This is a genomic window from Limosilactobacillus sp. C0001E2, from assembly GCF_056590915.1.
On record NZ_JBWPXC010000005.1, the window covers coordinates 25,038 to 38,399 of the forward strand.

General features: G+C 40.5%; 11 protein-coding genes. 5 read left to right on the forward strand and 6 right to left on the reverse strand.

Going from position 1 to position 13,362, the window contains the following annotated elements; translation table 11 throughout:
• Nucleotides 1-137: 137 nt before the first annotated feature.
• The 5 genes from lepA to hrcA form a co-directional block, all read right to left on the reverse strand.
• On the reverse strand, nucleotides 138-1,973 hold the full coding sequence (gene lepA / locus AC1EKL_RS06395) for a translation elongation factor 4 (protein ID WP_480189417.1): 1,836 nt from the start codon (nucleotides 1,971-1,973) through the stop codon (nucleotides 138-140).
• 111 nt (nucleotides 1,974-2,084) lie between these two features.
• The gene (dnaJ, locus tag AC1EKL_RS06400) at nucleotides 2,085-3,236 is read right to left on the reverse strand and encodes a molecular chaperone DnaJ (RefSeq protein ID WP_480189416.1); all 1,152 of its coding nucleotides are present in this window, start codon (nucleotides 3,234-3,236) and stop codon (nucleotides 2,085-2,087) included.
• A 95-nt stretch (nucleotides 3,237-3,331) separates the two neighbouring features.
• A complete protein-coding gene (dnaK, locus tag AC1EKL_RS06405) occupies nucleotides 3,332-5,197 on the reverse strand; it encodes a molecular chaperone DnaK (protein WP_480189415.1) in 1,866 nt (621 codons plus the stop codon).
• A 32-nt stretch (nucleotides 5,198-5,229) separates the two neighbouring features.
• The gene (grpE, locus tag AC1EKL_RS06410; RefSeq protein WP_480189414.1) at nucleotides 5,230-5,802 is read right to left on the reverse strand and encodes a nucleotide exchange factor GrpE; all 573 of its coding nucleotides are present in this window, start codon (nucleotides 5,800-5,802) and stop codon (nucleotides 5,230-5,232) included.
• Between the two features lie 10 nt (nucleotides 5,803-5,812).
• Nucleotides 5,813-6,862, reverse strand: a complete 1,050-nt coding sequence (gene hrcA / locus AC1EKL_RS06415; protein WP_480189987.1) for a heat-inducible transcriptional repressor HrcA — start codon at nucleotides 6,860-6,862, stop codon at nucleotides 5,813-5,815.
• 159 nt (nucleotides 6,863-7,021) lie between these two features.
• Here hrcA and AC1EKL_RS06420 point away from each other — a divergent pair, with 159 nt between their 5' ends.
• From AC1EKL_RS06420 to AC1EKL_RS06440, 5 genes are all read left to right on the forward strand, one after another.
• Nucleotides 7,022-7,342 (forward strand): hypothetical protein, encoded by a 321-nt coding sequence (locus AC1EKL_RS06420; protein WP_480189412.1) that lies wholly within the window; start codon nucleotides 7,022-7,024, stop codon nucleotides 7,340-7,342.
• 27 nt (nucleotides 7,343-7,369) lie between these two features.
• Nucleotides 7,370-8,056 (forward strand): response regulator transcription factor, encoded by a 687-nt coding sequence (locus AC1EKL_RS06425; RefSeq protein WP_480189411.1) that lies wholly within the window; start codon nucleotides 7,370-7,372, stop codon nucleotides 8,054-8,056.
• Nucleotides 8,046-9,014 carry a sensor histidine kinase gene (locus tag AC1EKL_RS06430; RefSeq protein ID WP_480189410.1) on the forward strand — a complete coding sequence of 323 codons (969 nt, stop codon included), beginning with the start codon at nucleotides 8,046-8,048 and terminating at the stop codon, nucleotides 9,012-9,014. The genes AC1EKL_RS06425 and AC1EKL_RS06430 overlap by 11 nt, the downstream gene beginning before the upstream one ends.
• A gap of 146 nt (nucleotides 9,015-9,160) precedes the next feature.
• The gene (locus AC1EKL_RS06435; protein ID WP_480189409.1) at nucleotides 9,161-9,916 is read left to right on the forward strand and encodes an ABC transporter ATP-binding protein; all 756 of its coding nucleotides are present in this window, start codon (nucleotides 9,161-9,163) and stop codon (nucleotides 9,914-9,916) included.
• Between the two features lie 2 nt (nucleotides 9,917-9,918).
• Entirely contained in the window at nucleotides 9,919-11,841 is a 1,923-nt protein-coding gene (locus AC1EKL_RS06440; protein ID WP_480190252.1) for an ABC transporter permease, read from the forward strand.
• A gap of 47 nt (nucleotides 11,842-11,888) precedes the next feature.
• Here AC1EKL_RS06440 and AC1EKL_RS06445 read toward each other — a convergent pair whose 3' ends face one another.
• Entirely contained in the window at nucleotides 11,889-13,355 is a 1,467-nt protein-coding gene (locus tag AC1EKL_RS06445; RefSeq protein ID WP_480189407.1) for a UDP-N-acetylmuramoyl-L-alanyl-D-glutamate--2,6-diaminopimelate ligase, read from the reverse strand.
• Nucleotides 13,356-13,362: the final 7 nt, after the last annotated feature.

The following is a 13,362-nucleotide window of genomic DNA, read 5'->3' on the forward strand; positions in this document are numbered from 1 at the left end:
AAATTAACAGAGTTAGATCAAACTTTTGCTTGATTCTAACTCTGTTTTAATTTTTGTGGTAAAAATGTGGTAAAAAATAGTGAAATGAATAAAACGGGGTTTATGCGCATATTGCATAACCCCCATTTTATCAACGTTTACTTATCGTCAACTTCTTCATCCGTCTTCAAAACGGCCATGAAGGCCTCTTGTGGAATATCCACTTTACCTACAGCCTTCATCCGCTTTTTACCACGTTTTTGCTTGTCCAATAGCTTGGCGCGCCGATCCGGATCACCAGTGTGAATCCGTGCGGTAACATCCTTCCGATAGGCTTTAATGTTTGTCCGCGCAATAATCTTAGAACCAATGGCAGCCTGAATTGGAATTTCAAAGTTTTGTCGCGGAATGATATTCTTTAGTTTGGATGCAATCTCTCGACCACGTTCCGCTGCAAAATCACGGTGTGTAATGAAGCTCAGCGCATCCACCTTGTCGCCATTCAAAAGAATATCGATCTTTACCAAATCAGAAACGCGATAATCATCAATCTCATAATCAAGTGAGGCGTAACCACGAGTGCTAGATTTGAGCTTATCAAAGAAATCAAAGATAATTTCTGCTAACGGAATATGGTAGATCACATTTACTCGAGTATCACTCAAGTATTCCATCGTATCAAACTGCCCCCGCTTACGTTGACACAATTCCATTACCGCACCAACATAATCATTTGGTACCATGATAGATGCCTTCACAAATGGTTCTTTAATATCCTTGATTTCCGTTACATCCGGCATGTCCGCTGGATTTTCAACTTCCTTCATTGAACCATCATGCATATCGACATGATAAGTTACCGATGGCGCCGTAGTAATCAGATCAAGATCAAATTCCCGTTCCAAACGTTCTTGAATGACATCCATGTGCAATAAACCAAGGAAGCCGCACCGGAATCCAAACCCTAACGCTTGTGAAGATTCGGGTTCAAAAGTTAAGGCGGCATCGTTCAATTGTAGTTTTTCAAGTGCATCACGCAAATCGTTAAACTTCGCATTGTCAGTTGGGTATAAACCGGCGTAAACCATTGGCGTCATTTGCCGATAACCGGATAACGGTTTCTCGGTTGGATTCGTAGCACTCGTTACCGTATCACCAACTCGCGTATCCTTGATGTCCTTGATGGCCGCAGTAATGTAGCCAACATCACCAGCCATTAAAACATCTCGTTCCAGTGGTTTAGGCGAGTTAATCCCGACTTCAGCCACTTCGTATTCAGTACCACTATTCATTAAACGAATGCGGTCACCCTTCTTGACCGTTCCTTCAAATACCCGAACACTGAGAACAACCCCACGGTAATCATCATACTTAGAATCAAAAATCAAGGCCTTCAGTGGAGCTGTTAAATCTCCTGTCGGTGCAGGAACATCTTTAACAATCTTTTCGAGTACTTCGTCAACACCAAGCCCCGTCTTAGCACTAATGTCAACAGCATCATCTGTATCTAAACCGATCTCGTCTTCTATTTGTTGTTTGGTGCCTGCGGCATCCGCTGATGGTAGATCAATCTTATTAATGACCGGCAAAATTGCTAAGTCGTTATCAAGAGCCAGGTAAACATTCGCCAACGTTTGCGCTTCGACCCCTTGGGTTGCATCAACAACCAAAACCGCACCTTCACAAGCCGCTAATGAACGCGAAACTTCGTATGAAAAGTCCACGTGACCAGGAGTATCAATTAAATGGAAAATATAGTCCTGACCATCCTTAGCATGGTAGGTTAACGCCACAGCGTTCAGCTTGATCGTAATCCCCCGTTCGCGTTCAAGTGGCATATCGTCCAGAATTTGGTTCTTCATTTCCCGCTTAGAAATTGAATCCGTCATTTCCAAAATGCGGTCAGCTAACGTTGATTTCCCATGATCAATGTGGGCAACAATGGAGAAATTTCGAATTCGCTTTTGCCGTTCCTTCATTTCATCTAAGTTCATTTTGTCACTACTCGCTTTCTACATGCATACTATCAATAATTATAGCAAAAATCCCGTTGAACACAAAGAAGACCCGGGTTTCACCACTCGGGTCTTCTTAATCAGAATTCACTATTTTTCATCAAAGGCATCTTTAAGTTTATCAAAGAAACCATTCTTTACACCTTTCACATCTTCACCAGAAGCAGCAGCAAAAGCCATCATTGCTTCTCGTTGACGCTTATTCAGGTTCTTCGGCGTCTTAACGTGAATCCGGACGTGTTCATCACCATTACCTTTACCGTTCAGGTGCGGAACCCCCTGACCTCGTAATCTGAAGTTGGTTTCAGATTGCGTCCCAGCTGGGATCTTCAGATCAACATTACCATGAACCGTCTTCACTTTAATCTTGTCACCCAAGGCAGCTTGGGAGAACGAAATATCGCGGTCAACAAAGATGTTTGAACCATCACGTTTGAATTCTCGACTCGGCGTGACCCGGAAAACAATGTATAAGTCACCATATGGTCCACCGTTAGTTCCCGCTTCACCTTGACCTTGCAAGCGCATTTGTTGACCATCATCAACCCCTGCAGGAACCTTAACTTTCAATGCATGCCGTTCAGCAACGTGACCAGTTCCATGACACTTTGTACATTGATCTTCCGGCTTGATTTCCTTGCCTGTACCGTGACAAACTGGACAAGTTTCTTGGGATTGCATCATTCCCATCATGGTTTGCCGTTGCCGAAGAATGTATCCCCGACCCTGACACTCATGACAGGTGACTGGTGACTTGCCAGGCTTAGCTCCGGAACCATGACAAACGTCACATTGAGCCTCACGATGATACTTAATTTCGGTTTCCTTACCATTAATTGCGTCCATAAATTCAAGGGTCATGGTATATTGTAAATCGCGTCCTTGCTGAGGTGCAGTTGGGTCACGCCGTGCACGACCACCACCGAAAATGTCACCAAAGATATCACTAAAGTCGCCAAAGCCTTGTGCACCGCCGAATCCCTGGCCGCCAAAGCCACCAAAACCTTGACCACCAGCAGCATTGGGCCCAGCAGATCCAAATTGATCATATTGTGCCCGCTTTTGCGGATCCGTCAATACTTCGTGGGCTTCATTGATCTTCTTGAACTTTTCTTCAGCTCCCGGTGCATGGTTAACGTCCGGGTGGTACTTTGCAGCTAATTTACGGTATGCACGATTGATCTCTTGTTCCGAGGCGTCTTTTTTTACCCCTAAAATATCGTAATAACTTTCTTCAGCCATCAATCTTCCCTCATTCTTTAATAATTGTGGTTAGTATACCATAAGTAAAAGCCAAAGTCCGGTCACCCGGCCTTTGGCTTTTTCATGGCCGACAATTACTTCTTGTCGTCAGGATCAACTTCTTGGAAGTCGCCATCAACGGTGTTGCCATCGTTGCCCTTCTTATCGTCATTATTTGAAGCACCGCTAGTTGGGTTACCTTGTGCACCACCGTTTTGTTGTTGTGCTTGTTGGTAAAGCTTAACGGTTAAGTCTTGAACGATCTTATTCAAATCATCCTTCTTGGACTTCATTTCTTCAATGTTGTTATCGTCCTTTGCCTTTTGCAAAGCAGACCTAGCATCTTCAGCCTTCTTGATTTCGTCTTCAGAAACCTTACCCTTAAGTTCCTTCAGCGTCTTATCAGTTTGGAAGAGCAATTGATCAGTTTCATTCCGTACATCGGCTTCTTCCTTCTTCTTCTTATCGGCATCTGCATGCTCTTCGGCATCCTTCTTCATCCGTTCGATTTCTTCATCTGAAAGACCTGAACTGGACTTGATCGTAATTTTTTGCTTCTTGTGGGTTCCTTGATCTTCAGCAGAAACATTTACAATCCCGTTCTTATCAATATCAAAGGTAACCTTGATTTGAGGAACCCCACGTGGTGCAGGCGGAATGTCCGTTAGTTGGAAGTTACCAAGCGTCTTGTTATCGGCGGCCATTGGACGTTCACCTTGGAGTACGTGAATATCAACAGCTGGTTGGTTATCTGCTGCGGTTGAGAAGACTTGACTCTTGGAAGTTGGAATCGTCGTGTTCCGATCAATCAACTTCGTGAAGACGCCACCCATGGTTTCAATCCCTAAGGAAAGTGGGGTAACATCCAAAAGAACAACGTCCTTAACGTCACCAGTTAAAACCCCACCTTGAATAGCGGCACCCAAAGCAACGGCTTCGTCAGGGTTAATTGAGTGGTTTGGTTCCTTACCAGTTAATTCCTTAACCATTTCTTGGACAGCAGGAATCCGGGTGGAACCACCGTTTAAGATAACTTGGTCAATATCACTAAATGATAATCCAGCATCTTTCAAGGCATTCATAACTGGTTGCTTAGTCTTTTCAACTAAGTCATTAGTTAATTGATTGAATTGTGCTCGGGTCAGAGTCTTTTCCAAGTGCAGTGGACCATTTTCACCAGAAGTGATGAATGGTAAGCTAATTTGGGCTTCTTGAACACCAGAAAGATCCTTCTTAGCCTTTTCGGCAGCATCCTTCAATCGTTGGAGTGCCATCTTGTCTTGTGAAAGGTCAATTCCATGTTCTTGTTTGAAACCATCGATTAACCAGTCCATGATCTTTTGGTCAAAGTCGTCACCACCAAGGTGAGTATCACCATTTGTGGAGAGAACTTGGAAGACCCCATCACCTAATTCAAGAATGGAAACATCGAAGGTCCCACCACCAAGGTCATAAACCAGAATCTTTTCATCCTTGTCTTCTTTGTCTAGACCATAAGCTAATGATGAAGCAGTTGGTTCGTTAATAATCCGCTTAACATCTAAACCAGCAATCTTACCAGCATCCTTCGTAGCTTGCCGTTGGGCGTCATTGAAGTAAGCTGGAACAGTGATGACCGCCTTATCAACTGTATCACCAATATAGTCTTCAGCGTACTTCTTCAAATATTGAAGAATCATTGCTGAAATTTCTTGTGGAGTATACTTTTTACCTTCAATATCAACTGTGTAGTCCTTTTCACCCATGTGGCTCTTAATTGACTTCACAGTATTTGGATTTGTAATTGCTTGTCGCTTAGCCACTTCTCCGACTTGGGTTTCACCATTCTTAAATGAAACAACTGATGGAGTAGTCCGGCCACCTTCAGGGTTAGTAATAATCTTTGGTTGATTACCTTCCATAACGGCAACCGCGGAGTTGGTAGTCCCTAAGTCGATACCAATAATCTTGTTACTTGCCATAATTATCCCTCTTTTTTATTAACTAATTTCCATTATTGAGCTACAACAACCATTGCTGGGCGTAAAACCCGGTCCTTCAGAACATAACCAGCCTGGAGAACTTGAACAACGGTGTCAGCTTTTTGATCACCACTTGCTGCGACCGTTTGGACCGCCTGCTGAGTGTTCGGATCAAACTGCTTTCCTAATGCATCAACTTCTTTGATGTCATGATCAGCTAACGCTTTCTCTAAATGATCATGGACCATTTGGATACCCTTCTTCAACTGCTGACCATTTTCATCAGAAACGTCAATGGCTAATGCTCGCTTTAAGTTGTCGAGCACTGGTAAAATACTGGTTGCCAAATCTTGTCCATCGTATTTTGCCATTTGACTTCGTTCTTTTTCAAAACGTTTGGTCATATTCTGGATTTCAGCTTCAGCCCGTAAAAATTGATTGTCCTTTTCTTCAAGCTGGTTTTTAAGATCAGCAACCTGTTTCTTTAATTCATCAGTAGCTGAAGGAGTTTGATTCTTTTTTACTGATGAAGCTTTTTGAGTTTGCTCAGCAGTCTTTTTTTCTTTCGCTGAACTACGTTCGTTTGCCTTTTCTTGCTTGGCCATTTAATCCCTCCTAAGAACCATAATAATGATGATAATAGTTAAGCAACCGCTTAGCTAGTTCCTTTCGAAATGCATCCACGATTCCAATCGTTCGTGAATATGGCATGGCGGTTGGCCCCAATACAGCAATCATTCCTTCACCGTATTGATCAACATTATACTTAGCAGTAATTAACGAGTAGTTATTTAAAACATCACTATTCGCAATCTCATTACCAATTTTGACAGTAATCCCAGATCCCTCACTATCCGAATCAATAATGCGTGAAATCCGGTCATTTGTGTCTAACAGTTCATACAATGCCTTCATTTCACTAGGGCTTTGCTTACCAGCAATTCCCATTAAATTAAGTCGACCACCAACAAAGAAGCGTTCACGTTCCGCCTGGGAAATAATGTTGTCGAAAATATCCAAAAAGCCTTCCGGACTTTCTAAATAGTGATGAACCTGAATCGGCAAGTCAGTCTGCAGTCGTCGAACAACTTCAACTAAAGTCTTGCCGGTCAGTTGATCATTAATCATCCGGACAACTGCCTCTAGTGCATCGGTATCCATATCCCGTGGAATACGGAAAGTTTGGTTTTCAACGTCACCAGTATCTGTGATCAAGATTCCCATAACCTTTTGATTACCTAATGGCACCAAACGAAACCCACTCAAACGGGCATCCTTTGGTTCCGGCTTAATTGTAAATGCAGTTAATGAAGTCAACTGTGATAAAATATCAGCAGAGTGCGAAATGATCTCGTCAAGTTTGGCAAAGTTCGTACCTAGCGAATTCTGAATAACTACTAAATCGTTATCAGAAACACTATCTGGATCAAGTAAATGGTCGACATAATATCGATAGCCCTTTTTTGAAGGAATCCGGCCCGAAGAAGAATGTTCTTTCGTAACCATTCCCTCATGCTCCAAATAAGCCATTTCATTACGAATCGTTGCTGAACTGACTTTCATTGGTAATTGACCAACGAGCACTTTGGAGCCTACAGGCTGCCCAGTGTCCGTATACTGTCGAACAATTGCTTTTAAGATTGCTTCTTGACGCTGTGTTAGCATTTTGATCACTTCCTTTTAGCACTCTTCATGGCTGAGTGCTAGACACACTTTATAATATACCAACCATCTTTCTAAAAGTCAAGAATAGTCAAACATTTTCTAGGAGAAGTAAAGTCAGAACGTCATAACTATATTCAACCAAAAAATACCCATGAAGCAATGGTATTAATTCAAAAATTATTTAATGAGTATCGTCACGCCCCATTAACCGATGTTTTGCTAAACTACCACAATGATTTTGTCCACCGGTTACGATCCGATATTCACGATGCCGCAGTTCGAGAAGGTGACCGTGAACAACTCCATAGCTTAGAGCAAATGATTCACGCGATGGAAACCTGGACAAGAATTCGGCTTAGCAACCAACCCTTTAATGGTAAAATGAAAAACTTTCACCTGGTTGTCAGTCAACATCCGCACTTTAAACGCCGCGTTCACAAAATTAATGGTTCAAGCAGTCACCGTGCTAGCCGCCATTAATTTTCAAATTCGTACAGGGAGAATACCATGACAACTATTTTTATCGTTGAAGATCATCAGCCACTAATCCAACAAATTAAAAACGCATTGCAGAGATGGCAATACCAAGTAAACACTGTTCATAATTGGCAAAACGTCGCCAATGAAATTCATGACACTAAACCGGATCTAATTCTTTTTGATATAACTTTGCCAACTTTTGATGGTTATTACTGGATTCACGAAGTCCGTAAACAAACCAACGCTCCAATCATTGTCATTTCAGCAGGAGATATCGACCAAAATATTATGCATTCGATTGCAACGGGTGCCGATGACTACATTATGAAGCCCTTTTCAATGGCAGTCTTATTAGCAAAAATTCAAGCGCAATTACGCCGATTCAAAGACAATAATGCTCTTAGTGAAAACTTAACTTGGGAAGAAAACCAATTTAATCCACTTACTAATGTGTTAAGTAATCCGTCAGGACAGATTAAATTATCACCTACCGAGGGAGCCATGATGACAGTTCTTATTAACCATCTAGGGCAGACAGTTAGTAAAGATCAATTACTGGAGTGGCTGTGGCAAGGCGGTAAATTCTTAAATCAAAATACATTAAGCGTCAATATCAGCCGTCTTCGAGCCAAGTTAACAACCATTGATCTGGCAGATACATTACGAACTGATCGCGGCCTCGGCTATCGTTTGGTGAAAGTCAATGAAAAATAACTATTTCATTAGGCAAATTCTGCCAACCGTAATTGTTTATCTCATCGTAATCAGCTTAGCCTTTCTATTAAGTTTGCTATACCACCTCAGATTCAGCTTAGCAATTGATTTGGTACGATTTTCTTGTCCGTTCTTAATCATTTATCTAATCAGTAGTTTTACTTATACTCGACACCGAGTACAGCTTCTCCAACAAAACCAACCGTTTTCGCCGAAAACACCAGTTGAATATCAACTAACGGTTAACTACCAAACACTAAACAAGGCAACTCAACTTCAAATCCATCAATTACGTCATGATGAGCAAGAACAATTAGACCATCTTGAACTCTACGCCCATGAAATGAAAAATTCGCTTGCAGCCTTGCAATCACAAGCAGAAGATCACAATCAACTAGATCGTGCTTTTGTTTTGTCGACAGTCCATGAAACAAACTATTACTTAGATTTAATCTTAAATGAAGATCGCCTATCAATGGGAAACAACGATTTTAAATTTGAATGGATTAATTTATTTAAGTTGGTTAATGAGACCTTGAAACAGAACGCTAGTATCTTTATCAACCACCAATTGACCCCAGAAACTCGCAACCTAGAAAACGTCCAAGTGTTAACTGACCGGAAATGGTTACGTTTCTGTCTCAGACAGCTCTTTTCAAACGCCATCAAATACTCCACTCCTGGTCAAAAAATTGAAATTGTGTGGCAAAAAAATGCCATTCTGATTAAAGATTTTGGATCAGGTATTGCCAAACATGATCTACCAAGGATCTATGAAAATGGTTTTACCGGAGAAAACGGTCATCGAACTAGTCACTCGACCGGCATGGGACTCTATCTAGTCAAAGAAGTTACCAAAAAATTAAATTTTTCAGTTCAAATTGCCTCCCAACCGGATCAGGGAACCACCGCACAACTCATTTTTTCTCCCAATTACATTAATGTCTACCATCATTAAAAAGACATCTTGATTAAAGCATTTTTACTTTAATCAAGATGCCTTTTTCTTACAAAACTGTAAGGTTGATTAATAGACTGTAAGTATTAATTATACAACTTTCTTTCTATAATTAAGATAATCAAATGAATGAAAGGACCATCGTTATGACACTCTTACAACTCCATCATGTTCAACGAACTTATCAACCAAATTCATCCCATCCGGTTCAGGCACTCAAAGATATTAGCTTTGACGTTCAGCTAGGTGAGTATATCGCAATTATGGGAGAATCTGGAGCGGGGAAAAGTACTTTACTTAATATTATTGCTACTCTAGAAAAGGCCTCTAGCGGTGAAGTAATTTTAAATCAGCAAAACCTAAGTCAGTTAACGGCTGATGAAGCCGCACATTTTCGCAGAGAGCACCTTGGCTTTATCTTCCAACATTTTAATTTATTAGACAGTTTATCTAATCGCGATAATATATACCTTCCCTTGGTATTAGCATCCCAGCCATTAAAACTAATGCAAGAACGAATCGTTCCGTTAATTCAATCATTACATATTAAGGAAATTATCGATCGTTATCCAAATGATATTTCCGGTGGTCAGCAACAACGAATTGCCATTGCAAGAGCATTAATTACTCACCCTAATCTGATTTTAGCTGATGAGCCTACTGGCGCACTTGACTCGAATACTAGTCAGGAAATTTTAGCATTATTTGATCATATCAATAAAAAAGGACAAACCATTCTCATGGTCACGCATAGTGCCGCTGCAGCAAGTCATGCTAAACGAACTATTTTTATTAAGGACGGACGGATCTACCACGAACTTTACCGTGGTAGTGATTCTTATTCTGCCTATCAACAAAAAATTAGTAATACCATGATGGTCATGACAAATGGTGGTGAATAAACATGTTGTTTATAAAATTAATTAATTCCAGCATGAAGCGTAATCGGCAAATCTACGCACCATATCTAACGGCCTCCAGTATACTCGTATCCATTAACTATATCTTTTTAGCTATTGCTGCCAACAATAGTTTAAAACATCTAAACACTGGTGCGGCCACCACCGCACTACTAAAACTAGGAGCCGAATTTATTCTTTTTGTCACGATCGCATTTTTAATCTACGTTAATCGATTCTTATGGCAGCAACGGCATCAAGAAATGGGACTCTACAGTATGCTCGGCATGACAAAGAGTAATCTGCAACGATTAATCATAATTGAAAAAGGTTACTTATTGGCAGGTAGTTTATTAACTGGCCTCATCATTGGTATCATTTTTGAAAAACTAGCCTTTCTGAGTTTGAGTTACCTACTGCAAATTGACCATCTTACACAGCCCTGGGTAGTACCAAGTGCCATCTGGCAAACAATGCTTATTTTTTGTGGTTATTTCGCCATTTTAGTACTAATTGACTTAATCAAAGTTAAGCACTTCACACCAACAAAATTGTGGCAAGAAACCACTGATCTAAGCAAACACCAAGGCCGAATGTTTGAAATCGGTGGTATGATTGGCTTTTTATGCTTGGGTTATGCTTATTATTTAACCGTCACAATCAAGCCCAAAATTTCCGCAATTTCAACTTTCATGCTCGCTGTACTGTTTTTAGTAATTGGTTCTTATCTCGTCTTTATTGCTGGCAGTATAATCCTCCTCCGTTGCTTACAAAATCGACGGCATTTTTACTATCAACCACGTCACTTTATTGCAATTTCAGGGATGTTACAACGTATGAAGCAAAATGGTGCTAGTTTGGCAACCATTTGTCTCCTATGTTCATCAATACTAGTAATTCTTTTTACCTCAGTGACGCTCTACGCTGGCATTAGTAGTACGGTCAAATCATATGCTCCTCGAGATATCGTGATGACTACCACCCAACCACTCAATCACCAACAGCAATTAATCATCAAGAAAACTGCTCAACATCACCACGCGGAAATAAAAAAACCATTATCATTTCAAATGACAATCCCGCAATACGGCTATTGGAAAAATCGCCACTTTTACAGTCAGGGAAACATTGATCGCATGACTTCACAAACCACAAGTTCTGTAATTTTCATTAATACCAAAACTTATAACAAAATCACGGGACAGCACATTCTGCTCAATAATCGCCAAGCCTTGACCTATGCTTCAGCAACCAAGCATCAAGGAAAAATTAAGCTGTATGGACAATCATATCAAGCTGAACGATTAAAGTCTTTCTCATCATACTTCAATCCAGACCGTTCAATTTATTTACCAACATTTATTGTGGTTAACAAGCTTCCCACAAAATTACCAAAAACCACTGTAACTAGTTTTAATTATGAAATCGCTAAATCAAAAAAGGACCATCTAAAATTTGAAACAGCATTACAAAACCAACTCAACTTGCAAAATAGTAATTTCACTGGACAACAGACCATCAAATCGTTAATCACGAGTCTCTATGGCGGCTTAGTATTTATTGGAATTCTAATTAGTCTTGCTTTAGCAATTACCACCACCGTTGTAATCTATTTCAAACAAATTTCTGAAGGCTATGCTGATCATGACCGCTTCAGAACAATGCAACAAGTGGGGTTAACCGAACACGAAACTGTGAAAAGTATTCATAGTCAAGTGTTAATGGTTTTCTTATTGCCTGTCATTGGTGCCCTAATCAATTTTGCTTTTGCAATTCCGGCTATTCACCAAATTATGATCCAATTAAATTTCTATAATTCTTCCTTGATGGTGGTTATTGGTATCATGATTTCCGTTATTCTACTAAGCTTTTATTTAATTATATATGGGTTAACAACTCGGGTCTATCGATCTATTGTTGGACAATAACTCTTCAAAAAAGGGTCGTGAGCAAATGCTCACGACCCTTAATAATATTAATGTGAATGCCGATTCTTTAAAGCCTTTTCGGCTTCTTCATAATCATCAAAATGATGTTTAGTTTTACCAATAATTTGGTAATCTTCATGTCCTTTCCCCGCAATGATAATGGCATCACCAGGCTTAGCATGGTTCACTGCATACTGAATAGCTTCACGACGGTTAAAAATAACCGTTGCTTGGTCAGAATCAATCCCAGCTAACATATCATCCATAATCTTGTGCGGATCTTCAGTTCGTGGATTATCCTCAGTCAGGATGGCATGAGTACTATTATCAACCGCAATTTTTGCCATCTGTGGACGCTTCTGTGCATCTCGGTCACCACCGCAACCGACAATACAATACGTATCCTGTTCCGCAAAATCATTGAGTGTTTCTAAGACATTCAATAAACCATCAGGAGTATGGGCATAATCGACAATTACACTCACCCCAGTATCCGATGGCACTAATTGGAATCGACCTTTAACACCCTTAACACGACTTAATGAATCAACAATTTCGTCAACACTTGCGCCAGCTGCATAAGCAGCACCTACAGCTGCCAAACTATTATAAACATTGAATTCACCAATTAAATGAGTCTTAACATGTTTGACTTCATCAAAAACATGTAAATCAAATTCGGTCCCATGAATTGTAATCTTAATACGATCAGCATAGATATCCGCTTGATGTTTGATTCCGTACGTCAAAATATTGCTTGTTGTGTAATCAATAAATTCTCGACCCACTGGATCATCAATATTCATCACTGCAGTTTTACCAGTAAACGTGTTGCCCATTTGAGCAAATAACAAGCTCTTAGCTAACTTGTATTGACTCATCGTCTTATGGTATGCCAAGTGATCTTCTGTAAAGTTAGTGAACACACAGATATCGTAATTAATTCCCCAGACACGCCCCTGAACTAATGCAATTGACGAAACCTCCATTGAAACAGTTTTAACATTAGCATCACGCATTTCTGCCAGAGTTTTCTGGTTTGTCAAAACATCAGGAGTCGTATTGGTCGTTGGATAGACTTGATCGTTGACCTTGCGATACAGGGTCCCAATTAATCCAGTCCCTTCACCTAAGTCATGAAAGACTTCTTCAATTAAATGTGTCACCGTGGTCTTACCATTAGTCCCGGTTACCCCAATCATATTCATTGATTGACTCGGTGATCCATAAAATTTGTCCGCTAAAAAGGCCATTGCCCGATGCGTATCCTTAACGTAAACCACCGGAACAGTTGTCTCAACCGGCTCTTGAGCAATGATCATTTGGGCACCTTTGGCAATTGCCTGCGGAATAAATTGATGACCGTCAACATTGGCCCCGACAATGGCAATAAACACGGCCCCCGGAACAACTTGACGCGTATCTTGGGTTACCGTGGTAACCTTAAAGTCAGTAAATTCACTTTGAGATAATCGTTTATATTTAATTGCTTGAATTAAATCACTTGCTAACACAGCTGCT

Bases quoted from the DNA above. Each gene is read 5' to 3' on its own strand.
- AC1EKL_RS06435 (WP_480189409.1), top strand. From the start codon at position 9,161: ATGACACTCTTACAACTCCATCATGTTCAACGAACTTATCAACCAAAT.
- AC1EKL_RS06430 (WP_480189410.1), top strand. From the start codon at position 8,046: ATGAAAAATAACTATTTCATTAGGCAAATTCTGCCAACCGTAATTGTT.
- dnaJ (WP_480189416.1), bottom strand. From the start codon at position 3,236: ATGGCTGAAGAAAGTTATTACGATATTTTAGGGGTAAAAAAAGACGCC.
- lepA (WP_480189417.1), bottom strand. From the start codon at position 1,973: ATGAACTTAGATGAAATGAAGGAACGGCAAAAGCGAATTCGAAATTTC.
- dnaK (WP_480189415.1), bottom strand. From the start codon at position 5,197: ATGGCAAGTAACAAGATTATTGGTATCGACTTAGGGACTACCAACTCC.
- hrcA (WP_480189987.1), bottom strand. From the start codon at position 6,862: ATGCTAACACAGCGTCAAGAAGCAATCTTAAAAGCAATTGTTCGACAG.
- AC1EKL_RS06440 (WP_480190252.1), top strand. From the start codon at position 9,919: ATGTTGTTTATAAAATTAATTAATTCCAGCATGAAGCGTAATCGGCAA.
- grpE (WP_480189414.1), bottom strand. From the start codon at position 5,802: ATGGCCAAGCAAGAAAAGGCAAACGAACGTAGTTCAGCGAAAGAAAAA.
- AC1EKL_RS06425 (WP_480189411.1), top strand. From the start codon at position 7,370: ATGACAACTATTTTTATCGTTGAAGATCATCAGCCACTAATCCAACAA.
- AC1EKL_RS06420 (WP_480189412.1), top strand. From the start codon at position 7,022: ATGGTATTAATTCAAAAATTATTTAATGAGTATCGTCACGCCCCATTA.